General features: G+C 41.0%; 24 protein-coding genes. 11 read left to right on the top strand and 13 right to left on the bottom strand.

Annotated elements, in window-relative coordinates; translation table 11 throughout:
- Nucleotides 1–56: 56 nt before the first annotated feature.
- Together C5745_RS05325 and C5745_RS05320 are read left to right on the top strand one after the other, a co-directional pair.
- A complete protein-coding gene (locus C5745_RS05325; RefSeq protein ID WP_105715940.1) occupies nt 57–590 on the top strand; it encodes an OmpH family outer membrane protein in 534 nt (177 codons plus the stop codon).
- A 118-nt stretch (nt 591–708) separates the two neighbouring features.
- Nucleotides 709–1,296, top strand: a complete 588-nt coding sequence (locus tag C5745_RS05320; protein WP_105716036.1) for an OmpH family outer membrane protein — start codon at nt 709–711, stop codon at nt 1,294–1,296.
- A 169-nt stretch (nt 1,297–1,465) separates the two neighbouring features.
- Here C5745_RS05320 and rplT read toward each other — a convergent pair whose 3' ends face one another.
- From rplT to thrS, 4 genes are all read right to left on the bottom strand, one after another.
- Nucleotides 1,466–1,810, bottom strand: coding sequence for a 50S ribosomal protein L20 (rplT, locus tag C5745_RS05315; RefSeq protein ID WP_105715939.1), 345 nt, complete (start codon nt 1,808–1,810; stop codon nt 1,466–1,468).
- 101 nt (nt 1,811–1,911) lie between these two features.
- A complete protein-coding gene (rpmI, locus tag C5745_RS05310) occupies nt 1,912–2,112 on the bottom strand; it encodes a 50S ribosomal protein L35 (protein ID WP_105715938.1) in 201 nt (66 codons plus the stop codon).
- 39 nt (nt 2,113–2,151) lie between these two features.
- The gene (infC, locus tag C5745_RS05305) at nt 2,152–2,679 is read right to left on the bottom strand and encodes a translation initiation factor IF-3 (RefSeq protein ID WP_394342060.1); all 528 of its coding nucleotides are present in this window, start codon (nt 2,677–2,679) and stop codon (nt 2,152–2,154) included.
- Nucleotides 2,680–2,726: 47 nt separating this feature from the next.
- A complete protein-coding gene (gene thrS, locus C5745_RS05300) occupies nt 2,727–4,652 on the bottom strand; it encodes a threonine--tRNA ligase (RefSeq protein ID WP_105715936.1) in 1,926 nt (641 codons plus the stop codon).
- A 236-nt stretch (nt 4,653–4,888) separates the two neighbouring features.
- Here thrS and C5745_RS05295 point away from each other — a divergent pair, with 236 nt between their 5' ends.
- Nucleotides 4,889–5,512 carry a 7-carboxy-7-deazaguanine synthase QueE gene (locus C5745_RS05295; protein ID WP_105715935.1) on the top strand — a complete coding sequence of 208 codons (624 nt, stop codon included), beginning with the start codon at nt 4,889–4,891 and terminating at the stop codon, nt 5,510–5,512.
- A 7-nt stretch (nt 5,513–5,519) separates the two neighbouring features.
- Here the strand turns inward: C5745_RS05295 and C5745_RS05290 are convergent, their stop codons facing one another.
- Together C5745_RS05290 and C5745_RS05285 are read right to left on the bottom strand one after the other, a co-directional pair.
- Nucleotides 5,520–6,590: a Gfo/Idh/MocA family protein gene (locus C5745_RS05290; protein ID WP_105715934.1), complete on the bottom strand. Its 1,071-nt coding sequence runs from the start codon at nt 6,588–6,590 to the stop codon at nt 5,520–5,522.
- A 2-nt stretch (nt 6,591–6,592) separates the two neighbouring features.
- The gene (locus C5745_RS05285) at nt 6,593–7,870 is read right to left on the bottom strand and encodes a Gfo/Idh/MocA family protein (protein ID WP_105715933.1); all 1,278 of its coding nucleotides are present in this window, start codon (nt 7,868–7,870) and stop codon (nt 6,593–6,595) included.
- Nucleotides 7,871–8,081: 211 nt separating this feature from the next.
- Here C5745_RS05285 and C5745_RS05280 point away from each other — a divergent pair, with 211 nt between their 5' ends.
- Complete coding sequence (locus tag C5745_RS05280; RefSeq protein ID WP_105715932.1) at nt 8,082–9,356, top strand: DUF819 family protein; 1,275 nt, start codon at nt 8,082–8,084, stop codon at nt 9,354–9,356.
- Nucleotides 9,357–9,383: 27 nt separating this feature from the next.
- On the top strand, nt 9,384–9,827 hold the full coding sequence (locus C5745_RS05275; protein ID WP_105715931.1) for an acyl-CoA thioesterase: 444 nt from the start codon (nt 9,384–9,386) through the stop codon (nt 9,825–9,827).
- A gap of 18 nt (nt 9,828–9,845) precedes the next feature.
- Here the strand turns inward: C5745_RS05275 and C5745_RS05270 are convergent, their stop codons facing one another.
- From C5745_RS05270 to C5745_RS05260, 3 genes are all read right to left on the bottom strand, one after another.
- Nucleotides 9,846–11,357, bottom strand: a complete 1,512-nt coding sequence (locus tag C5745_RS05270; protein WP_105715930.1) for a bifunctional GNAT family N-acetyltransferase/carbon-nitrogen hydrolase family protein — start codon at nt 11,355–11,357, stop codon at nt 9,846–9,848.
- Between the two features lie 32 nt (nt 11,358–11,389).
- A complete protein-coding gene (locus tag C5745_RS05265; protein WP_105715929.1) occupies nt 11,390–11,707 on the bottom strand; it encodes a DUF3467 domain-containing protein in 318 nt (105 codons plus the stop codon).
- Between the two features lie 65 nt (nt 11,708–11,772).
- Nucleotides 11,773–12,891, bottom strand: coding sequence for a M42 family metallopeptidase (locus tag C5745_RS05260; protein ID WP_105715928.1), 1,119 nt, complete (start codon nt 12,889–12,891; stop codon nt 11,773–11,775).
- Between the two features lie 264 nt (nt 12,892–13,155).
- Between C5745_RS05260 and lgt the strand changes: the two genes are divergently transcribed.
- Nucleotides 13,156–13,989 (top strand): prolipoprotein diacylglyceryl transferase, encoded by an 834-nt coding sequence (gene lgt / locus C5745_RS05255; protein WP_105715927.1) that lies wholly within the window; start codon nt 13,156–13,158, stop codon nt 13,987–13,989.
- A gap of 12 nt (nt 13,990–14,001) precedes the next feature.
- Here lgt and aroQ read toward each other — a convergent pair whose 3' ends face one another.
- Together aroQ and C5745_RS05245 are read right to left on the bottom strand one after the other, a co-directional pair.
- Nucleotides 14,002–14,421, bottom strand: coding sequence for a type II 3-dehydroquinate dehydratase (aroQ, locus tag C5745_RS05250; protein WP_105715926.1), 420 nt, complete (start codon nt 14,419–14,421; stop codon nt 14,002–14,004).
- A 52-nt stretch (nt 14,422–14,473) separates the two neighbouring features.
- Nucleotides 14,474–16,102, bottom strand: coding sequence for a gliding motility protein RemB (locus C5745_RS05245; RefSeq protein ID WP_243403253.1), 1,629 nt, complete (start codon nt 16,100–16,102; stop codon nt 14,474–14,476).
- Nucleotides 16,103–16,352: 250 nt separating this feature from the next.
- Here C5745_RS05245 and murI point away from each other — a divergent pair, with 250 nt between their 5' ends.
- Complete coding sequence (murI, locus tag C5745_RS05240; RefSeq protein ID WP_105715925.1) at nt 16,353–17,180, top strand: glutamate racemase; 828 nt, start codon at nt 16,353–16,355, stop codon at nt 17,178–17,180.
- Here murI and C5745_RS05235 read toward each other — a convergent pair.
- Nucleotides 17,177–17,596, bottom strand: a complete 420-nt coding sequence (locus C5745_RS05235; RefSeq protein WP_105715924.1) for a SufE family protein — start codon at nt 17,594–17,596, stop codon at nt 17,177–17,179. The two genes, murI and C5745_RS05235, sit on opposite strands and share 4 nt — an antisense overlap.
- Nucleotides 17,597–17,672: 76 nt before the next feature.
- Entirely contained in the window at nt 17,673–18,896 is a 1,224-nt protein-coding gene (locus C5745_RS05230) for a cysteine desulfurase (protein ID WP_105715923.1), read from the bottom strand.
- A 177-nt stretch (nt 18,897–19,073) separates the two neighbouring features.
- Between C5745_RS05230 and C5745_RS05225 the strand changes: the two genes are divergently transcribed.
- The 4 genes from C5745_RS05225 (at nt 19,074) to C5745_RS05210 (ending at nt 22,029) form a co-directional block, all read left to right on the top strand.
- On the top strand, nt 19,074–20,069 hold the full coding sequence (locus C5745_RS05225; RefSeq protein ID WP_105715922.1) for an acyl-ACP desaturase: 996 nt from the start codon (nt 19,074–19,076) through the stop codon (nt 20,067–20,069).
- A 171-nt stretch (nt 20,070–20,240) separates the two neighbouring features.
- Nucleotides 20,241–20,702: a MarR family winged helix-turn-helix transcriptional regulator gene (locus C5745_RS05220; RefSeq protein ID WP_105715921.1), complete on the top strand. Its 462-nt coding sequence runs from the start codon at nt 20,241–20,243 to the stop codon at nt 20,700–20,702.
- Complete coding sequence (locus tag C5745_RS05215) at nt 20,695–21,699, top strand: NAD(P)/FAD-dependent oxidoreductase (RefSeq protein WP_105715920.1); 1,005 nt, start codon at nt 20,695–20,697, stop codon at nt 21,697–21,699. Before C5745_RS05220 ends, C5745_RS05215 begins: the two co-directional genes overlap by 8 nt.
- Complete coding sequence (locus C5745_RS05210) at nt 21,700–22,029, top strand: 2Fe-2S iron-sulfur cluster-binding protein (RefSeq protein ID WP_105715919.1); 330 nt, start codon at nt 21,700–21,702, stop codon at nt 22,027–22,029.
- Nucleotides 22,030–22,088: the final 59 nt, after the last annotated feature.

Raw genomic sequence — 22,088 nt, 5'->3', positions numbered from 1 at the left:
TTGGAACTATAGTTGTCCTAAAATTTAGAGAAATAGGTAGTGTAAAAATTTATAAAATGAAAAAAGTAATATTTGTCATCAGTTTGATTGTAGCTTCAGTAACCCTAGCTTCTGCTCAGCATTTGGCTTATGTGGATTCTGAATATATCTTAAAACATATCCCTGAATATACCACGGCTCAAAAGCAATTGGATGATCTTTCTACGAAATGGCAAGCTGAGGTCGATAAGCAGTATGAGGAGATTGAAAAGCTCTATCAAGCCTATCAAAATGACCAAGTCCTGCTAAATGATGATATGCGTCGCCGAAGAGAGGATGAAATTGTAAATAAGGAAAAACAAGTTAAGGATTTTCAGCGTCAAAAATTTGGCTTTGAGGGTGATCTTTACAAAGAAAGAATCCGTTTGATTCAGCCTATCCAAGATCGCGTCTCAAAGGCTATACAGGAAATAGCAAAGAGCGAAAATTTGGATTTGATATTGGACAAGGGAAGTGAAGTCGCCATCTTATTTGCAAACCCCAACTTGGATAAAAGTAATGACATCATTACAAAATTAGGTTTAAAACCAAATCCAAGCTTGGCTAATTAATTTTTTTATTATACTTGTGGCAGCAAATTACAATTAATTATTAACGTTATATTTTATAAAAACAAAAAGTGTATTGGTTGATAAAAGAGAACCAATCAAAATGATTAAAATGAGAAGAATGAAAAATTTATTTAGAAGTGTAGCTTTAGTAGCGGTGGTATTTTTAGGCGTGCAGCATGTAAATGCTCAACAAAAGATTGGTCATATCAATGCTGATGAAATTTTTCAGTTGACTCCTGAATTTAAGACAGCAAATGATCAGTTGAGAACACTCAACGATACGAAAACACAAGAATTACAGGGCATGTATGCGGAGTTTCAAAAGAAACAAACGGAGGCTAACGAAAAGTACAGAAGCCGTAGTGAAGCAAACAAAGAAACCATTGATGCAGAACTTCAGACGTTGGGACAAGAACTTCAGGACATTGAGCAACGTATACAGGAAGTACAACGTGTTGCACAAGAAGATTTACAGAAGAAGCAACAAGAGCTTTTGACTCCTATCCAAACAAAAGTAATGAACGCAATCAATTCTGTAGCGAAAGAAAAAGGATATGCTTACGTACTGGATACTTCGGCCGGAAACGTAGTTTACTTTCAAGGCGGAGATGACATATCAATGGATGTACGTTCGAAACTAGGTATTAGCGCTGATGCTCAGCCCGTGACACCAGCCGTACCTGCTGCAGGACAGCCTCAGCAGTAAGCGTAGCGTAAGAAGTAAAAAGTAGTACATAAACAAAGAAAGGAGACCTGAGCAGGTCTCCTTTCTTTGTTTATATCCGATTAACAAAACATGGGATATAAAAGGAAAACAAAAAGGAGCCCAAAGGCTCCTTCTTAATATCTAACAAATTGATAACGGGTTAAAAACTCTATTTTACGGTATCAACTACAGCTTTAAAAGCGTCAGGATTGTTCATTGCTAAATCAGCTAATACCTTACGGTTTAAGCCGATGTTTTTAGCATTTAACTTACCAATCAACTGTGAATAAGAAATCCCATGTTGACGAGCACCTGCATTGATACGCTGAATCCATAAAGCTCTGAACTCGCGCTTTTTAGTTTTACGGTCGCGGTAAGCGTACTGTAAACCTTTTTCTACTGTGTTTTTAGCAATAGTATAAACTTTGCTTCTTGAACCGAAATAGCCTTTGGCCATTTTCATGATTCTTTTTCGTCTTCTTCTCGAAGCTACTGCGTTAACCGAACGTGGCATATTATTTTAAATTTAGTTTGGTATAAGGCGTTACGTATTCCAGCAATCTTACTACCCAATACCCGGTTAAAAAAATTATTACTATAAAATCGAAATAAAACTTATTTACCGATACCAAGCATACGTTTTACGTTGCCCATATCTGCATCAGAAACATAACTTGTTTGTGTCAAATTACGTTTTTGCTTCGTTTCTTTCTTTGTCAAGATGTGGCTTTTATAAGCACTTTTTCTTGCAATTTTACCTGTCCCAGTCAATTTAAAGCGTTTTTTCGCGCTGGAATTGGTTTTTACTTTTGGCATAATGAATTAAATTTTATATCAATTGTTAGATTCTCGTGTTTATTTTTTCGGAGCCGTCTTCGGAGCCAGTGTTAAGAACATCCGCTTGCCTTCTAATTTAGGCAACAATTCTACCTTTCCGTAGTCTTCCAAAGCTTGAGCAAAACGCAATAATAAAATCTCACCTTGTTCTTTAAAAACAATAGCACGTCCTTTAAAGTGCACATAAGCGCGGACTTTCTCACCGTTCTCTAAAAACTTTATCGCATGTTTTAACTTAAACTCGAAATCGTGATCATTCGTGTTCGGACCAAAACGAATTTCCTTTACAACTGTTTGTTTAGCATTCGCTTTTATCTCCTTTTGCTTCTTCTTCTGTTCGTATACAAACTTGCTATAATCAATGACCCGACAAACAGGAGGACTGGCATTTGGCGAAATCTCCACTAAGTCAAGTTCCAGCTCGTCTGCGATTTCTAATGCCTTACGAGTAGGATAGATGCCTTGCTCAACATTATCACCCACCAAACGCACCTCGGGCACTCTGATGAATTCGTTAATGCGATGTTCTGGTTCTTTCTTTCTCATTGGTGGTCTAAAACCACCTGATCTTTTTAATGCCAAATGTTTAAATATTAAACGGTTACTTCTTTAATTAATAATTCCTTAAATGTCTGTGGACTCATAGAGCCTAAATCTATAGACCCATGTTTACGAACAGAAACTGTGCCATTTTCGGCCTCTTTCTCCCCTACAATCAACATATAAGGGATTTTTTTCAATTCCGCATCACGAATCTTACGACCGACTTTCTCGTCACGGAAGTCAATCAGTCCGCAAATATCGGAATTATTTAGCGTATCTAAAAGACTTTTTGCAGTTTCTTCGTACTTCTCCGAAACTGGCAAAATTATAAATTGCTCTGGTGCAAGCCATAATGGAAACTGCCCTCCGCAATGCTCTATAAGCACCGCGACAAATCGCTCTAATGAGCCGAATGGCGCGCGATGTATCATAACAGGGCGATGCTTTTGGTTATCACTTCCTGTGTACTCCAGTTCAAAACGCTCTGGCAAGTTGTAATCCACCTGAATCGTGCCCAGTTGCCATTTCCGACCTAGTGCATCCTTCACCATGAAGTCCAGTTTTGGACCGTAAAATGCGGCTTCCCCATGCTCTATAACTGTACGGAGCCCCTTTTCACTCGCCGCTTCAATAATAGCTGCTTCCGCTAGGTCCCAATTATCATCTGTACCGATGTATTTCGTCTTATTCTCCGGATCGCGTAAGGAAACCTGCGCGGTATAATCATTAAACCCGAGTGCTCCGAAAACGTATAACACGAGATCAATCACTTTCTTGAACTCTTCTTTAACCTGATCGGGTCGGCAGAATAAGTGTGCGTCATCCTGCGTAAAGCCACGTACCCGTGTCAATCCGTGTAGTTCTCCTGATTGTTCGTAGCGGTACACCGTCCCGAATTCTGCAAATCGAACAGGCAATTCCTTATACGAACGCGGTTTGGTCTTATAAATCTCGCAGTGATGCGGACAGTTCATTGGTTTTAAGTAGAACTCCTCGCCTTCAATCGGCGTATGGATGGGCTGAAATGCGTCGGCTCCATATTTCTCGTAATGTCCCGAAGTTACATATAGTTGTTTATGACCGATATGCGGTGTCACTACCGGCTCATAGCCTGCTTTTATTTGCGCTCGTTGCAAAAAATCTTGTAATTTTTGACGTAAAGTAGCGCCTTTTGGTAGCCAAAGTGGTAACCCAGCCCCTACTTTTTCAGAAAAAGCGAAAAGCTCCAATTCCTTTCCAAGTTTCCGGTGATCACGCTTCTTAGCTTCCTCAATAAACTTCAAATATTCTGTCAGCTCAGATGCCTTGGGAAAACTGACACCATATATACGGGTGAGTTGCTTACGCGTTTCGTCTCCACGCCAATATGCTCCAGCCACGTTTGTCAACTTAATGGCTTTGATAACGCCTGTGTGCGGAATATGCGGGCCACGACAGAGATCCGTAAAATTGCCTTGTGTATAGAATGTAATTTTGCCGTCCTCCAGGTCCTTAATCAAATCCAGCTTATACTCATCGCCTTTTGCTGTGAAATAAGCTAACGCATCCGCTTTGGAAACCGATTTACGTTCAAATATTTCCTTTTGCTTTGCGAGCTCCAACATCTTGTCTTCTATCTGCTTGAAGTCATCGGAAGAAAATTCACGGTCTCCGAAATCGACGTCATAATAGAATCCCGTCTCGATTGCAGGACCTATACCAAATTTTATTCCCGGATACAGCGCCTCCAATGCTTCAGCCAATAAATGGGCAGACGAATGCCAAAATGTCGATTTTCCTTTATCGTCGTTCCAGGTCAACAATTTAACAGAAGCATCCTCTTCTATCGCTCTGGATGCATCCCATACTTCACCATTTACTTCGGCTCCTAATACATTTCTAGCTAAACCTTCAGAAATGGACTGGGCTATCTGCATAGCAGTAGTCCCCTTTTCATACTGACGGACCGACCCGTCAGGCAATGTAATGTTAATCATCTACGAATATGATTTTAATTTATTAAAAAAATTGAATTTTAACTGTTTACAGACCGCCAGCATACTACGCTGTAAATTATCTGTAAAGTCTCGAACGCAAAGATATTCAATATCTGCAAGAAACGGAAGCCGTTTTTTATCGGTGAGCCTATACACTATTCACGTTATAGGACACGCACATTACTAGGCGTCTACGCCTTTTTTTCGTACCTTTGTCCTCTCAAAGGAAAAAAGCAATGTCAAATCAAGTTCCGGAAGACGGCACACTGCTTCCACTTATGGAAGAATTTTACACTATACAAGGCGAAGGATACCATACCGGAAAGGCGGCATACTTCATTCGTTTGGGGGGGTGCGATGTAGGTTGCCATTGGTGTGACGTCAAAGAAAGTTGGGATGCCGAGCTACATCCGTTGACGTCGGCAGAAGCAATCATCGAGAATGCAAAGAAATTCCCTGCAAAAACAGTCGTTATTACGGGAGGAGAACCTCTACTCTACAATTTAGACTATCTCACAAGAGGACTAAAGGAAGCGGGTATACAAACTTTCATAGAAACATCGGGCGCTTATCCGTTATCTGGTTATTGGGATTGGATATGTCTGTCTCCTAAAAAATTTAAAGGTCCACGTCCAGATGTACTGAATGCCGCAGGTGAATTAAAGGTCATTGTTTTTAACAAAAGCGATTTTCAATGGGCAGAAGAACACGCCAGATTCGTCAGCAAAAACTGTAAGTTATATCTGCAGCCCGAATGGTCTAAAAGTGCTGAAATGACACCGTTGATTATCGAATATGTAAAAGATAATCCGCAATGGGAAATTTCTATGCAAACACACAAGTATTTGAATATACCGTAAACACTACTCACAGCTTCACCATTCCGCCTGTTTTGACGGATTCATCACAAGCAAAAGCAATCCTCAAACTATTGATGGCGTCTTCCATAGATTTAGACAAATCTAAATCCTCTTGTATAGCACGCAAAAAATGTAGCTGTTCTCGATCACATAGTTCTTGATGGTTAGGCTCATCTGTTAAGTCTATCCATTCATCGGGTCTAACGAACTTATTACTTTCGTCTATATCCGCATAATGTACACGTAACGATTCTGTTTGGGTGTGCGCTTCGACAGCATCAGATTGACCACTCGCACCAGCATTATTAGCGACAATAGATACAGCACCTTTAGGGCCAATTACATCTTTGATAAAAAACGCGGTTTCACTAATCATGGGGCCCCAACCGGCTTCATACCACCCTACAGAGCCGTCATCAAAATGAATCTGCAGCTGTCCGTAATTATAGTTATCTAACGGTATCTCGTTTGTTAAACGGGCACCAACAGCGGAAACCTGAACGGGACGCGCTTCGGTCATCTGACACATTACATCGATATAATGTACCCCACAATCCACAATAGGACTTAAACTCTTCATCAAATTCCGGTGCACGTTCCACATGTATCCTTGGCTTTGTTGATTTAAATTCATGCGAAACACCAAAGGGTTGCCCAATGTCTTGCCTATTTCTATAAATTTGATCCAAGATGGGTGATAGCGAAGAATATAACCAACTACTAACTTCTTACCCGAGTCCTTAGCCGCTTGAACCACTCGTTCAGCCCCTGCCAAACTATCTGCCAACGGCTTTTCAATAAAAACATGTGCTCCGGCCGCAAATGCCTTCAACGCGTATTCTTCATGTGTATCGGGGTATGTCGCAATACATACTGCATCCGGTTCTGTTTGATGCAAAGCGTCATCATAATGATCAAATGTCGGGTAAACCGTCTCGAGCATCGTGTTAATTCGATGTTTACTGTCTCCTCGAGACACCAGCCCTACAATCTCAAACCCTGCTAATTTATGATAGGCGGCAGCATGCGACGCCCCCATATTACCACAACCTACAACCAATATCCTTATTTGTTCCATCGCTACGTAAACTTATAATGACCCGGCCTCGGGATTGTTAACTCGTCTATTTTCATGTCCCAGTGATAGTCCTCCACAGGCGGTCCTAAAACTTCTTCCGAATGGATCACCTCATCGTGGGACAGCGTTCTGCCTGAGTATGCCGACAGTCTACCCCAAATTGCCATTAGCGTAGATTGTACCATGAAATCCCCATCATTGATGACCTGCTTTTCTTTAATCGCTTTAAAGAGTTCGTCATGTTGCGTTTGATACATATTGTTAAGGCGTTCGGTATTACGCCAAGGCTGGTCTCCAAAAATCTCGTAATTAGTATTAATTCCCACGTTTATATATCCCTTTGTTCCCATGGCTTCCACAGTATTACGTGGCGTTGTACCATTCTGCTGGCGACCAAAATGGAAACTGCGGAATCCATTTCCGTATTCGTACTCTACTGTAAAATGATCGTAAACATTTCCATATTTATTCCACGGTCGGCTTTGGCGTCCGCCAGTAGCTGTTACTTTTTGTGGAAGTTCGTTATTTAATATCCACGACATATAATCTATACTATGTATCGTCTGTTCGACAATCATATCCCCCGAATATCGTTGATAATAATACCAATTTCGTAATTGATAAGTCAAATCGTTCCATTCAGGTTGCCTTTCTTTATAGCTCAACTCGCCGCCGTGGCGAAAAGAGGAAATGGCTTTAATATCTCCAATAGCACCATCATGCACCCGGGAAATAATCTCTCTGTTTGGCAAAGAGTAACGGAAACAAAATCCGCTCACCAAGCATAATTTCTTTTCCTTGGCTAACTTGATAGCTGCCTCCACCTCGTGCAGCCCCGGTATATCCACAGCAACGGGTTTTTCGCAAAACACATGTTTTCCTTCTTTTACCGCTAATGCCAGATGTGCAGGTCTAAAATTCGGCGGCGTGCATAATAACACGACATCTACTTTTGATTTAATTAGTTTTTCATACGCATCAAAACCGAGAAAGGAAGTCCTTTCCGTTACAGCGATACGGTCACCATATTTTTGCTTTAAAGCAGAAAGTGTATTGGTCAGGTTGTCTTCGAAAATATCTGCCAATGCCGTTACACGCACATCGGGATCTGCTGCCAAGGCTTGAAACACTGCTCCTGTTCCTCTCCCCCCACATCCGATCAATCCAACACGTAAGGTCTTTTTCTTTGTTTCTGCGACAGCCCGAAATATAGGCGTGCTTACAGCTGACGAGCCCATAACGAGCCCACTATTCTTGATAAAATCTCTACGATTAATCATCTTATATGTTACGAGTTCAAAAAAGTCTAACCATCATGATTTGTTCTAACCGCACACGGGTATGAATAAATACGATAGCTTTATTGCTAATAAAAAACAAACCGAGTGTAGCGAGTTCATTTATTCCGATGAAATCATACACGCATAAATAATTTATTCTAATGAAAATATTTATATAAATTCACAGGCAATTTAACAATTACCACAAAATATGCAAAATGCTATCAGAGAAGTTACACCGCTCATCACCGATCATGCCGCTGTGCTGGGTTTGTTAATGATTGTTTTAGGCGTCGTATTTTACACCGCAAGTCTTAAAAGCAAATACTTTGTCAAGTTTTACACGATCATTCCGCCGTTACTGCTCTGCTATTTCGTCCCTGGGCTATTGAACTCCGCTCATATTATTGACGGTGAAAATTCTCCACTTGCCACTATTGGCAGTCGATTTTTTCTTCCTTCCTGTTTGATTCTTTTCACTCTAAATTTAGATCTAAAAGAAATGTGGAATTTGCGTAAGCGAGCAGGCGTGATGTTTTTCACAGGCACAATTGGTATTATTATCGGCGGACCGATCGCCGTTTGGATCACGTCGCTGTTTGCCCCCGAAATAGTAGGCGGTGTCGGTCCTGACGAAGTATGGCGCGGGCTAGGAACGTTGGCAGGATCTTGGATTGGCGGAAGCGCTAATCAAGTGGCTCTCAAAGAAATACTACAACCCTCTCCCAGCTTATTCTCTTCTGTTATCGCCGTAGACGTATTTGTAGCATACATATGGATGGCGTTTTTGCTATACGGAGCCACTAAGCAACAAAAATTTGATCGCTTTTTCAACGCAGAAGCAGCAGATGTAAAGGCCCTGACTAAAAGAATGGACGAACAACAAAAAACGAGTAGCCGTATACCCGAAGCTAAGGATTTCATCCTGATGCTATCACTTGCTTTAGGCGGAACAGGGATTGCCTCGCTAGTTGCGGACCCAGTAGCTTCGTATATGGCGAATAACTTTCCAGAACTGGAAAAGTTTTCGCTGACTAACAGTTTCTTTTGGATAGTTCTCGTTGCTACGCTGATTGGCATTGCACTTTCCTTTACACCAGCTCGTAAATTCGAGCATGCGGGCGCTTCAAAATTAGGAACAGCCTTACTTTATATGTTAATTGTGACGATCGGTATGCAAATGGACATTGCTGCTATTTTGAAAAACCCGGGGTTATTTATAGTGGGAATAATATGGCTCAGCATACATGCTTTACTGTTGTTATTAGTTGGGAAATTGATCAAAGCCCCATTTTTCTATTTTGCAGTGGGCAGTATGTCTAATATTGGAGGAGTAGCATCCGCCACCGTTACATCAGCAGCTTTCCACCCGTCATTAGTCTCCGCGGGAGTGATTCTCGCGGTATTTAGCTACGCGATTGGCACGTATGCTGCTTGGTTAACAGCGATATTAATGCAATTGGCATCTCCAATCAATGTCATGTAACGAGGTTTAATAAATTTAGGACAAAAAATGAAACAAAACATCTATTTCGAAGGGCAGGTGCTCTGGTCTCAACTAGATCCCAACATGCATCTAAGACATTCAGCATATGCCGACTTCTGCGCACAGGCGCGAAGCAATATGATGACCAAGGTGGGGCTTTCGCTGGAAGAATTTGCAAAATATCATATCGGCCCTATCTTATTTAGAGAAGAGCTGATATATCACCGTGAAATCGGGCTTGACGAACGCATAACCGTGAGGGTAGAAATGACAAAGCTTAACCTTAAAAATTTTCGATTCTCGTTTCGTCACGAAATCTACAAAGAAAATGGTGTAAAGGCTGCAACGATCGACGTAGACGGCGCTTGGTTAGACCTTCAGAAGCGAAAGCTGACGACCATTCCAAACGAGTGGCATTCGATTCTTGACACGATACCCAAAGCACATGATTATTCAGCGATCACTGAATGACAAAATCGGGGAAGCCTCTTATTTTAGGAGGTTCACCCTATACAAGTCTTTTCTTCTATCCTTCAGTATTTTTACTGTACCATATTCGTGTAAATCCCGTAGAGCATATAAATCCACATCTGCAATCAGAACCATTTCGGTGTTCGGGGTGGCTTCTGCCTTTATACCGTTATTAGGGAAAGCAAAATCTGATGGTGTAAATACAGCAGATTGCGAATATTGGATATCCATGTTATTCACGCGTGGCAAATTACCGACACAACCAGCTATTGCCACATAGCATTCGTTTTCAATAGCTCGCGCTTGCGCACACGCTCTTACGCGCAAATAACCGTTTTGCGTGTCGGTCATGTATGGCACAAAAAGTATCTGCATGCCCTGATCAGCCATGATACGACTAACTTCCGGAAATTCCACATCATAACATATCAAAAGGCCAACCTTTCCACAGTCTGTGTCAAATACATTGATTTCATTCCCTCCTACCATCCCGTAATACTTAAACTCGTTGGGCGTAATATGAATCTTTTTATGCACGTCCACCTTCCCATTTCGATGACATAGATAGGATGCGTTATAGAGCTTTTTATATTCCATGATAGGCATGGATCCGGCGATAATATTGACATTGTACGATACTGCAAATTCCTGCAGCTTTTCGACAATTTCACTGGTCAACTCCGAAAGCTTCTCCATAGCAGCACGCTCAGGGAGCTCATTGTAAGGGCTCATTAACGGTGTATTAAAAAACTCGGGAAACATAACAAAGTCTGATCCATAGTCGCTGACAGCATCTACGAAAAATTCAACCTGATCGTAAAAGTCATTTATATCTTTAAACAACCGCATCTGCCATTGTACCAGCCCTAATCTAGTTGTTTGTTTGGATGCAGACGAGAATTTTGCATCGGGGTCATAATATATATTATCCCATTGCAATAGCGTCGCAAATTCATTCGACTCTTTATCTTCGGGAAGATAATTCTTCAGGATTTTGGAAACATGAAAATCATTTGACAGTTGAAACGTCAGTGTAGGATCAAAAATCTCTTTCCGCTTTACTTTTTCGATATAGGTCCGTGGCGTTATTTTATCTGCATAGGCATGATAATTTGGTATCCGCCCTCCTGCAAGAATCCCTCGAAGATTCATTTGCTCACACAACTCTTTCCGCGCGTCATACAAGCGCCTCCCCAAGCGCAGAGACCGAAAGTCAGGATGAACAAATACCTCTATTCCATAAAGGATGTCCCCCTCATAATCATGGGTAGAGAACTTTCCATTATCTATGATTTCATAGTATTTCTTGTAAATATTCGTCTTTTTCGAATCAATTATCAATGAAAGCGCGCAGGCTACCACCCGTCCATCTACTTCCACGCATAATTGTCCTTCGGGAAAGATCTCTATTAAATCTACTATGTTTTCACGTGTCCATACATCTCCCGTATCTCCACCGTAGGCCTTTTCCATGGAGCGCTTTAAATCCTTGTAATCCTCGATGGTTAAGTTCCTAACCTGTATATCCATTTAGTGCTATATAAATATTCGTTACTTCAGCGCTAAGCTTCGCCCTTCGGACCAAAATTTAATGGCAGCCCCGGCTCGCTTGCTTTTATTGTTCCATTGGCCGTTTCAAATCGGTTAACATTGTCTTGTAACGCCCCTAATAACCGTTTGGCGTGCTCTGGCGTCAAAACAATTCTGGACTTGACCTTTGCCTTGGGCACTCCGGGCATGATGCGGATAAAATCCAATACAAATTCGGAGCTTGAGTGCGTTATAATAGCTAAATTGCTATAAATACCTTCCGCGATCTCCTCGCTTAATTCTATGCTAAGCTCGTTATTCTCTATTTCATCGTTATTATTATTTTTCATCTATTTAATTTGTTTTTCAAGTTTCATAAAATTTAGGCTTTTATTTCCAAACCGGCATGCAACTGCTATTCGCTAAACGACCTAAAGTCCTGCCCCTCTTCTATCTTGAGCAATACCTCATAAATAAGTCTTACAACATTATCCAAATCTTCTTTGTGTACCATCTCTACAGTTGTATGCATATAACGCAGAGGCAACGAGATTAGGGCTGAAGGCACACCGCCATTTGAATACGCGAAAGCATCGGTATCCGTTCCGGTGAACCGAGAGGATGCCTGACGTTGAAATGGAATATCATTTTCTTTAGCCACATTGATCAAAAGCCTATTTAGATTAATCTGTACTGCAGGCGCATAAGACAACACCGGACCTTGACCACAGGCTAAGTCGCCCTGCGTAATTTTATTAATCATTGGCGTTTGTGTATCATGTGTTACATCCGTCACGATGGCAAGATTAGGCTTAATGTAATGGGTAATCATCTCCGCCCCACGTAATCCGATTTCCTCCTGTACTGCATTGACGATATACAGACCGAAAGGCAATTTTTTCTTATTTTGTTTTAACAAGCGCGCTACTTCCGCAATCATAAATCCTCCCGCCCGATTGTCCAGCGCTCGCCCTACATAATAACGATCGTTAAGTACGGTAAACTCATCTTCATAAGTAACAACACACCCCACATGGATTCCTAGCTCCTCCACTTCTTCCTTAGAAGTAGCACCACAATCCAAAAAAATATTCTTTAAGGTAGGGGCATCTTCTTTCTCACCGGAACGTGTATGGATAGCTGGCCACCCAAAGACCGCTTTAACCATACCGTTATCTGTATGAATGTTTACGCGTTTCGAAGGCGCGATCTGATGGTCGGAACCACCATTCCGGATAACGTATATAAGGCCCTCTTTAGTGATATAATTAACAAACCAAGATATTTCATCTGCATGCGCCTCAATGACAACTTTGTAGGACGCCTCGGGATTGATGATCCCTACTGCTGTGCCATAATTATCAATATACGTTTTGTCGACGTAAGGTTTGAGATAATCCAACCATAAGCGCTGGCCCTCCCATTCAAAACCTGTTGGCGAAGGATTATTAATGTATTTTTCAAAAAATTTCAACGATTTATCTGTTACCACGGATATGTGTTTCTTTTTCTCTTTCGCTCTTTTATTTGCCATATTTCATTTTTGCTATTCGGATAACAACTAGTAGATCTTTTCTCCTTTTTTATGCTTTGTCCTTATTCTCTCAAAGTTAGGAATTTCGACCAAATAGTATAAGAAATTTAATGCAATATTGATTTTATAAAGGATAACCTTATATTTCCTCCATCATATAGCCCTTGATGGCCGAGGAGAGCGAAATAGATTTATTTTATATGCACATGCTTATATTGCATATAAAAATAAATTTATTTAGGTTTACTGCACAATTGAAGACTTATGCACGCGATTTTGAATGTTATCCATTGGAATATAGACCCTGTCATTTTTGAAATAGGTTCTTTTGGTCTGCGTTATTACGCATTATGCTTTTTAGCTGCCTTTGTGGTATCCTATATCCTCATGTTGAAAATTTTCAAAAAAGAAGGGAAAACACAAGAGCTATTGGATCAGTTAAGTATCTATATCTTTCTGGGAACGTTGATCGGCGCACGCTTAGGTCATTGCCTATTCTATGAGTTTGACTATTATAGTAAACATCCCCTAGAAATGATTCTTCCTTTCCGTATGGTTAATGGAAGCTTTGAACTTACTGGATTCCAGGGACTTGCTAGCCACGGAGGAGCTATTGGCATCCTAATAGCGTTATGGCTGTTTTCGCGAAAAACCAAAACAGAATTTACGTGGATTGCCGACAGACTAGTTGTCGTTGTCCCATTAGCAGGAGCCTTTGTGCGGCTAGGTAATTTCTTTAACTCCGAGATTATCGGACTTCCGACCTCCATGCCATGGGGGGTGGTCTTTGAAAAGGTAGATAGCGTCGCCCGCCATCCGGCACAATTATATGAAGCTATTGCCTACGTCATAATCTTTGTCATCTTATGGACGATGTATCAAAAGAATGCAAAACCAAAAGCAGGCTATCTATTTGGTATATTCTTAGTTTTGCTCTTCGGTGCTCGATTTGCCTTGGAATTTTTCAAAGAAAACCAAGAAGCTTTCGAAGAGGGTATGCAGTTCAACATGGGGCAACTGCTCAGCATCCCTTTCATGATCGCTGGGTTGTATCTTATTTTTCGAAAACCGAAAACTGAAAATCGGCCTAAACGGTGATCTCTAAGATCGTTACCGTTCTAACAAGCTTTCCAACCCCAATCTATAACTAGTTAGGCCGAAACCACAAATCACGCCGATACAGTTTGGGGCAAGATAAGAATGGTGACGGAAGGTCTCACGCCTATATACATTTGAAATATGAACTTCTACCACAGGAGTTGTAATACCCGCGATGGCATCGCCAATAGCCGCCGAAGTGTGCGTATACGCCCCTGCATTGAGCACAACGCCGTCATAAGAAAAGCCTACCTCGTGCAGTTTGTCAATAATCTCCCCCTCGTGATTACTTTGGAAATAGAACAGCTCAACCGTCGAAAATTGTTGCTTTAATTCTTCAAAAAAGGATTGAAAGTCCTGACTCCCGTAAATATTTTTCTCCCGTACACCTAATAAATTTAGATTAGGGCCATTTATGATTATAATTCTCATCAGCCGATTTTTTTAATAGCAATTTCTAACAGATTCCATTTATGCAATTTTACTAAATATCTCCATAAAAATTGCGAAACGAAGATCGAAGCCCCAAACTTATAACACCAGATTTCTCTGTGGCGGCTCCTTCTATCCTATTGTAGCGTTGCGTATAACCCACTTCAAAACGCAAGTTGTATTTTGGGTTAAGCACATAGGCCGCTTTTATATCGCCGTAATAAAGATCATTTTTCACCCCCTGCCCTATGTAATTCCCGTATCTATTAGGAAAATTAGCATACGATTGAAAAATATCCCCTCCCATGTTCGTAGCTGCGTCCGGATCCGTTCCAAAGCGACTATACATACCTTGTACAGAAAAATCAAAACGGTTCCACGAATAGTTGAGCATACCCAAAAGCTCTCGCATGTTAGCCCCTCTTGGATGGGCAAGAGGTTCCCCATGATTACTATAATTAGATATCGATACGTAATGTTGATAAGTATAAGGTCGAACCACGTTATATTCGGCTAGAAAATTAAGATTTCGGACCTTAAATATATCGAAACCTTTTAGCCCCAGTTGCGCACCCCATTTATTGTGTATGTATCCATCTCCAGCAAAAAATTCTTTCGCTGTGAACTCGCCTAACAGAAATTGTCCATAAGCTGTAATATTATCCAGCATTTTGTATTTGGCATTCAATCCTAGAAACATTTTATCTGGAGACGTCGAGTTATTAGATTCCACCGGACGTAGGAAAATGATAGGACTAACGTAATTAAAATCAAAGCCACGATGCCCTGCTTCGTTGCGATTTGCCCAAATGACCGCTTGAAAGAAACCAACCGACAAGCGATTTGTTGCGTTGTAATCCAGGTATTGAAAAGCCCCCCATTTTTTGCCATCACCAAATTGGCTACCCGAATTGAGCGAGTCGATACGCGGATTTCTCGGATCATTCATATATGCCCATATTGATGTATACTGTACATTTCCTATCTTACCCGTGAATCTCAGATGTGCATAATTTGAAGAGAAGTCTGATAATAACAGGGAGCGGTAACCATCTCCAATATGATTCTTGTCATACGCCAGCGTTGTTTGAAAATAATCGTTGAAGTCATACGTCAAACTTGCCGTAGCGTACGCCCAGTCTTTCTTATTATTTGACAAGTGTTTCGCGCTTCCTTGACCGGGAATTACATCAGCTCTGTTAATATAATCGGTTAAATAATTTGGAAACACGCCTTGGTTTTTAAAAACGTTCGCATAAAAAGTAAACTTCTCCTTAATATTTAATCCCATTTGAAGTCCCTGCGTGCTCAACCACGTCGTTCTTTTATCCGCGCCGATGGTTTCTTTTCCGATGACAAAATCAGGCAGAAAATCCAGATAAAAGCTATGATCGTCCTTATGAATCTCTACCAAATGCTCATTGAATATCTTTCGCATAAAAATATTATCCGAGTCTGCATGGTTCAAACTCTGGATAGAATCATATTTGGCCAATAAATCGCCCTTAAAAAGAAAAGGTTTAGTAGCCGTGTGCATACGTGTTTGCGGCGAATAAAGGAGATTGTCGTATTTTTGATAGTGTTGATATGAATAGGGTTGATATTTAACCTGGGCTTGCAACGCCGATATAATCGTACACGACGCTAACGACGTAAAAAAAAGAAGGTAATGAAACTTCATAAATGAAAATATATTGTACGTGTTCTTCCTAACAATTATTATTCCTAGTTTTCTTTTTCTGAATTGTTTTATCCATCCAGCCCCCTCATACGTCACCTCAAACAATATGCTGAACTTGGAACTCCTGAAGGATTAAAGGCGAAGGTAACAATATTATCATCAGAATTTACTCCTCATTTTTTCCACACCTTGGAAAACTTATAAAGAAAAACCATCTTTGCTTAACAATAAGGAACGGGTGAAGATAAAAATGACAGAAATAGCAAAGCACGGCCCCATCGGCATATTTGATTCAGGTTTTGGAGGGTTAACCATTTTCCGGGAAATTAAGGACACGTTGCCTTTATACGATTATATCTATCTAGGCGATAACGCGCGCGTTCCTTATGGCACACGGCCGTTCGAAGAGGTCTATGATTTCACAAAAGAGTGCGTATTTAAGTTATTTGAGTTAGGATGTAATCTTGTTATCTTAGCTTGCAACACCGCTTCTGCAAAAGCGTTGCGAACCATCCAACAAAACGACCTTCCCTTTGGAAAAAAGGTACTTGGCGTCATTCGTCCTACGACGGAAGCCATTCATCATTATACAAAGACCAATGAAGTGGGTGTCCTTGCCACACAAGGAACGGTATTATCCGAATCCTACAAAATAGAAATCACGAAGTTTCATCCCGAAATAAAAGTACATCAACACGCTTGTCCCTTTTGGGTACCGCTTGTTGAAAGGTATGAAATAACAGGAGCGAACGCCAATGAAATTGTCCAGAAAGATATTCAGCATATACTCGGACAAAGCGCTCAGATTGACACCCTAATCCTGGCTTGCACACATTACCCCTTGTTATTACCGCTTATCCAACAATACACACCATCCCATGTACAGGTATTATCGCAAGGCGAACTGATTGCGAAAAGCCTGGCAGATTATTTCAACCGTCATCCAGAGGTAGAGGAAATCTGCTCAAAAAACGGCCGGACACAATTTTTGACAACAGATGATCCCCTGAATTTTGAAGAAAAAGCAGCAATATTTTTTGGAGAAAAAGTAGATGCGCAATACATTTCCGTATCTTAAGATCTCATCTGCAACGCGACAGCATACAATTTCATTTGCTTTACCATAGATAGCAAACCATTCGCACGCGTGGGCGAAAGATGTTCTTTTAATCCAATCTCATCAATAAAATAAAGGTCGGCTTGTGCGATCTCTTGAGGAGTATGTCCAGAAAGCACTTTTACCATTAGGCTTACCAAACCCTTAGTAATAATGGCGTCGCTATCCGCAGTAAAATACACCTTTTCATCTCGCAATTCCGGATATAACCAGACCTTTGACTGGCACCCTTTGATAATATAATCGTCTTTTTTATATTCCTCTTTTATTAACGGAACTTCTTTTCCCAACTGGATGATGTATTCGTATTTCTCCATCCAATCTTGATAAAAAGAAAAATCGTCAATGAGTTCGTCTTGTATTTCGTTTATAGTCATTTTCCTGATTAACTTTGATGGGCATTAGCTAGGCGTCTATACCGGCGTCGACATTTCCATTTCTCAGTCTCTGCGTTTATAATAACATGTTCAATGCTCTTTTCAATCCGTCGATTAACGCATCTATTTCTTCTTTAGTATTATACATGGCCAGTGAAACCCGTACCGTCCCCGGAATGCCAAAAGCATCCATAACAGGTTGTGCACAGTGATGTCCAGTCCTTACCGCTATACCCAATTTGTCTAATATGACGCCAATGTCATAAGGATGCACACCATCCACCACAAAAGAAATAACGGAGGATTTACGTGTAGCTGTGCCGATAAAGCGTATTCCTTCTATTTCCGACAAGCGCGATGTGGCGTAGGCCAAAAGCTCCTCTTCATAAGCTTTAATCGCATCCAAGCCGATGTCCTGAATATAGTCTATAGCATCACCCAGACAAATTCCTGCCTCGATATTAGGTGTTCCCGCTTCAAACTTAAAAGGGAGTTCATTATAAGTTGTTTTTTCAAAAGTCACATCCTTAATCATATCACCACCACCTTGATAGGGAGGCATACTATTTAACAGGTCTTCTTTTCCATACAATACACCAATGCCCGTCGGGCCGTACATCTTGTGTCCTGAAAAAACAAAGAAATCCACATCAAGTGCCTGTACATCCACTGCCACATGTTGTATAGCTTGCGCGCCATCGACCAGTACCGGTACATCATGTGCATGTGCAACATCAATCATTTCCTTTACAGGATTCACCGTGCCTAAAGCATTGGATACATAAGTGAAAGAAACAAGTTTTGTGCGCTCCGAAAACAAGGATCTGTAAGCTTCTATATCCAACTCTCCATTATCGTTCATCGGGATAACACGTAACTTACACCCTTTTTCGTCGCAAAGCATTTGCCAAGGCACGATATTCGAATGATGTTCCATCGCGGAAATAATAATTTCATCCCCAGCGGTTATAAAAGCACGTCCATAGCATGAAGCAACGATATTAATAGCTTCTGTCGTTCCTTTAGTTATGATAATTTCGTGTTCATGTTTTGCATGAATGAACGCTTGTACTTTACGACGTGTTACCTCAAAAGCATCCGTGGAAATCTGGCTCAGATAATGCACGCCACGATGCACATTACTATTCATATCGGCATAATAACGTATGATAGCATCAATGACCTGCTTCGGTTTGTGCGTAGTTGCACCATTATCAAAATAAACCAACGGTTTACCGTTCACCTCTCTGCTTAAAATCGGGAAGTCTGCCCGAACCGTATCTATGTCAAAAGTTTTCAATTTTACACTCCTTAAATATTCTACAAAGTTAGTGTATTAAGCACGAAAACTCGTCAACGCGATGTATTCTTTTTATTTCGAGATGCAAATCCATATTAAAATGATTTTACATCACAACCATTTTTGTATCGATACACACCTTTAATTTATTCTCAATTGGTTATCTTTGTACTAGATATGCAAGAATTACCATTAAATATCCCCGAGGGCTCAAGAAGAGAGGTCATGGCATATTTAGAGCCGTTCATGTTGAATGAAATGAGCGAGTATCTAAAGCCCGTAGAAGAAATGTGGCAACCAGCTGATTTCTTACCCGATGCCTCGCGTGATACTTTTTTTGAAGAAGTGAGGGATTTACAAGAAAGTGCAAAAGAACTTCCTTACGATTTAGTCGCAGTACTTATTGGTGATACAATTACCGAAGAAGCGCTTCCTACCTATGAGTCGTGGCTGACTATGGCGGAAGATGTCGAAAAAAACGAACAAGGCGGATGGATGAAGTGGGTAAGAGCTTGGACCGCGGAAGAAAACCGTCACGGCGATTTATTAAATAAATACCTATATCTATCCGGACGCATTGATATGCGGCAATTTGAAATATCAACTCAATACCTGATAAAAGACGGCTTTGATATCGGTACCGGTCCTGACCCCTATCGCAATTTTATCTATACCTCATTCCAGGAGTTAGCAACTAATGTCTCTCACCGACGGGTAGCCGGCATTTCAAAAAAGTCAGGCGATAAACTATTGGCTAAAATGTGCGGCGTCATTGCCGCCGACGAGGCTCGGCACGCCAAGGCCTACATGTCATTTATATCACACGCCTTGCAGGTCGATCCAAGCGAGGTTATGATAGCTTTCGAGGATATGATGCGTAAAAAGATTGTCATGCCTGCCCATTTTTTACGTGAATCTGGCGAGCCACAGGGAGAAGCGTTTGCACATTTCTCTGATGCGGCACAACGCATAGAAGTATACACAGCTTTGGATTATGTCGATATTCTTCGAGACCTTAACCGTGAATGGGCTATTGACAAAGTATCCAATTTGAACGAACAAGGAGAAAAAGCGCGAGACTACCTCATGAAATTGCCCGATCGCCTTACAAGGTTGGCAGAACGGATAAAAATCCCCGAGATTCAGTATAAGTTTAAATGGATTTATGGGTGACATTGAAAAAGGCTTGGACAAAATCCAGGCCTTTTTTTGTAGTACATTAATCTTTTCGTAATTTTACTTGTCATACTAATAATTGCTGTGCAATCAGCATGAATGACCATACAAAAAAGACATCAATCATTCATGCAGGCTTCATTGCATTTTAAAAGACAAGTCATCATAATGAAAAAAGAACAATATACACAATATTCTTTTCTACTGGATCGGACCGCCAGACGAGTTAAACAATACGCACAGACTGCTTTTTCACAAAAGTCGTTTGATATAACCATCGATCAATGGTCTATCTTGAAAGCCTTATATAATAAAGACCAGATGACACACAAGGAACTTGCCGAAAAAACAGGAAAAGACCAGCCTACCTTGACCCGCATCGTTGATATTATCATAAAAAAAGAATTGGTGGAACGCGTAGGGCACCCAGCGGATAGACGATGTCTACTTATACAACTTACAACTAACGGCAAAAAGAAAGTAAAAGAACTCTCTCCGGAGATTGCGCAAATTCGTATGAAGGCCTGGGAAAATCTTTCGGAGGAGGATTTCAAAAATTTCACTAGGATACTGAATACGATATATGACAATTTGAATATTCACGAAAAGCAAAAAGAAAACTATGATTGAAAAAGATATATGCATTATTGGCGCCGGCCCGGTTGGTTTATTCGCTGTATTCGAAGCCGGCCTATTAAAAATGAGGTGCCATGTAATAGACGTGCTGCCCCAAGTTGGCGGACAACTTTCAGAAATATACCCACATAAGCCAATTTACGATATTCCAGGGTATCCAAATATCAAAGCGCAAGAGCTTATCGACAAACAAATGGAACAAATTGCACCATTCAAACCCACATTTACACTCGGGGAGCGCGTAGAAGGTTTACAGAAACAAGATGACGGCTCTTTCCATGTCATCGGTTCCGATGGCACTGTAATCCATTGCCAGGTGGTCGTCATTGCAGGCGGACTAGGCTGTTTTGAACCGCGCAAGCCCGACTTGGTCAATTTAGAGCTTTATGAAAAATCGCATGTACACTATATGATCAAAGATCCAGAGCGGTTCCGCGATAAGCATATTGTTATTGCTGGCGGCGGAGATTCCGCCCTGGACTGGACAGTCTACCTCGCTAACGTCGCAAAAGAAGTGACCCTCGTACATCGAAATGATTCGTTTCGGGGTGCGCCTGATTCTGCTGAAAAGGTCCACCGACTCGCACAAGAAGGAAAAATAAACCTGCTTTTGTCTCATAACTTAGTTTCTCTCGGTGGAAATGGCCACTTGGAACACATTCACTTGATCAACAAACAGAAGGAAAATATTGTAGTGCCTGCCGAAGACTTTATTCCCTTATATGGATTAAGCCCTAAACTGGGCCCAATTGCCGAATGGGGACTGAATATTGATAAGAACGCAATACAGGTTGATACATATGATTACGCAACCAATGTAGAGCGTATCTATGCAATCGGCGATATCAACACCTATCCCGGAAAACTTAAACTAATCCTGTGTGGATATCACGAGGCTGCTTTGATGTGTCAAAGTGCGTTTAAGTATGTTTATCCGGACCAAAAGTTGAGTTTTAAATACACCACCGTGAATGGGGTTAATACATTTTAAATGGAAAACATCATCAACATTACCGTCGAAGACCGTGATGGAACAACGCAAACTATCGAAGTTCCTACAGACATTAATCTAAGTCTAATGGAAATACTGAGGGCGTCCGAATACGATATCCTTGCTACATGTGGCGGGATGGCGTTATGCGCAACCTGCCATATACATATATTAAACGGCGGCGACAGCTTGCCCGCAGCCTCAGATCAGGAACTCGATATGTTGGATACGCTACCGGATGCAGATATGGAAAGCAGACTCGCCTGTCAGTTGTACCTCACCAACGACCACGACGGATTACGACTTAAAATCAAAGGAACATTACAATAACAAATGGCACAAATTTTTACGCTATGTTTTTCGTACTTTTGCCCCAAAATAGAACAAAA

It is taken from the genome of Sphingobacterium haloxyli (genome assembly GCF_002980525.1).
Classification (GTDB): Bacteria; Bacteroidota; Bacteroidia; order Sphingobacteriales; family Sphingobacteriaceae; genus Sphingobacterium; species Sphingobacterium haloxyli.
This window is presented reverse-complemented; position numbering and strand designations above follow the sequence as displayed.

Excerpts from the sequence above, each read along its gene's own strand:
- C5745_RS05325 (WP_105715940.1), top strand. The coding sequence starts at position 57 with ATGAAAAAAGTAATATTTGTCATCAGTTTGATTGTAGCTTCAGTAACC.
- C5745_RS05320 (WP_105716036.1), top strand. The coding sequence starts at position 709 with ATGAAAAATTTATTTAGAAGTGTAGCTTTAGTAGCGGTGGTATTTTTA.
- rplT (WP_105715939.1), bottom strand. The coding sequence starts at position 1,810 with ATGCCACGTTCGGTTAACGCAGTAGCTTCGAGAAGAAGACGAAAAAGA.
- rpmI (WP_105715938.1), bottom strand. The coding sequence starts at position 2,112 with ATGCCAAAAGTAAAAACCAATTCCAGCGCGAAAAAACGCTTTAAATTG.
- infC (WP_394342060.1), bottom strand. The coding sequence starts at position 2,679 with ATGAGAAAGAAAGAACCAGAACATCGCATTAACGAATTCATCAGAGTG.
- thrS (WP_105715936.1), bottom strand. The coding sequence starts at position 4,652 with ATGATTAACATTACATTGCCTGACGGGTCGGTCCGTCAGTATGAAAAG.
- C5745_RS05295 (WP_105715935.1), top strand. The coding sequence starts at position 4,889 with ATGTCAAATCAAGTTCCGGAAGACGGCACACTGCTTCCACTTATGGAA.
- C5745_RS05290 (WP_105715934.1), bottom strand. The coding sequence starts at position 6,590 with ATGGAACAAATAAGGATATTGGTTGTAGGTTGTGGTAATATGGGGGCG.
- C5745_RS05285 (WP_105715933.1), bottom strand. The coding sequence starts at position 7,870 with ATGATTAATCGTAGAGATTTTATCAAGAATAGTGGGCTCGTTATGGGC.
- C5745_RS05280 (WP_105715932.1), top strand. The coding sequence starts at position 8,082 with ATGCAAAATGCTATCAGAGAAGTTACACCGCTCATCACCGATCATGCC.
- C5745_RS05275 (WP_105715931.1), top strand. The coding sequence starts at position 9,384 with ATGAAACAAAACATCTATTTCGAAGGGCAGGTGCTCTGGTCTCAACTA.
- C5745_RS05270 (WP_105715930.1), bottom strand. The coding sequence starts at position 11,357 with ATGGATATACAGGTTAGGAACTTAACCATCGAGGATTACAAGGATTTA.
- C5745_RS05265 (WP_105715929.1), bottom strand. The coding sequence starts at position 11,707 with ATGAAAAATAATAATAACGATGAAATAGAGAATAACGAGCTTAGCATA.
- C5745_RS05260 (WP_105715928.1), bottom strand. The coding sequence starts at position 12,891 with ATGGCAAATAAAAGAGCGAAAGAGAAAAAGAAACACATATCCGTGGTA.
- lgt (WP_105715927.1), top strand. The coding sequence starts at position 13,156 with ATGCACGCGATTTTGAATGTTATCCATTGGAATATAGACCCTGTCATT.
- aroQ (WP_105715926.1), bottom strand. The coding sequence starts at position 14,421 with ATGAGAATTATAATCATAAATGGCCCTAATCTAAATTTATTAGGTGTA.
- C5745_RS05245 (WP_243403253.1), bottom strand. The coding sequence starts at position 16,102 with ATGAAGTTTCATTACCTTCTTTTTTTTACGTCGTTAGCGTCGTGTACG.
- murI (WP_105715925.1), top strand. The coding sequence starts at position 16,353 with ATGACAGAAATAGCAAAGCACGGCCCCATCGGCATATTTGATTCAGGT.
- C5745_RS05235 (WP_105715924.1), bottom strand. The coding sequence starts at position 17,596 with ATGACTATAAACGAAATACAAGACGAACTCATTGACGATTTTTCTTTT.
- C5745_RS05225 (WP_105715922.1), top strand. The coding sequence starts at position 19,074 with ATGCAAGAATTACCATTAAATATCCCCGAGGGCTCAAGAAGAGAGGTC.
- C5745_RS05220 (WP_105715921.1), top strand. The coding sequence starts at position 20,241 with ATGAAAAAAGAACAATATACACAATATTCTTTTCTACTGGATCGGACC.
- C5745_RS05215 (WP_105715920.1), top strand. The coding sequence starts at position 20,695 with ATGATTGAAAAAGATATATGCATTATTGGCGCCGGCCCGGTTGGTTTA.
- C5745_RS05210 (WP_105715919.1), top strand. The coding sequence starts at position 21,700 with ATGGAAAACATCATCAACATTACCGTCGAAGACCGTGATGGAACAACG.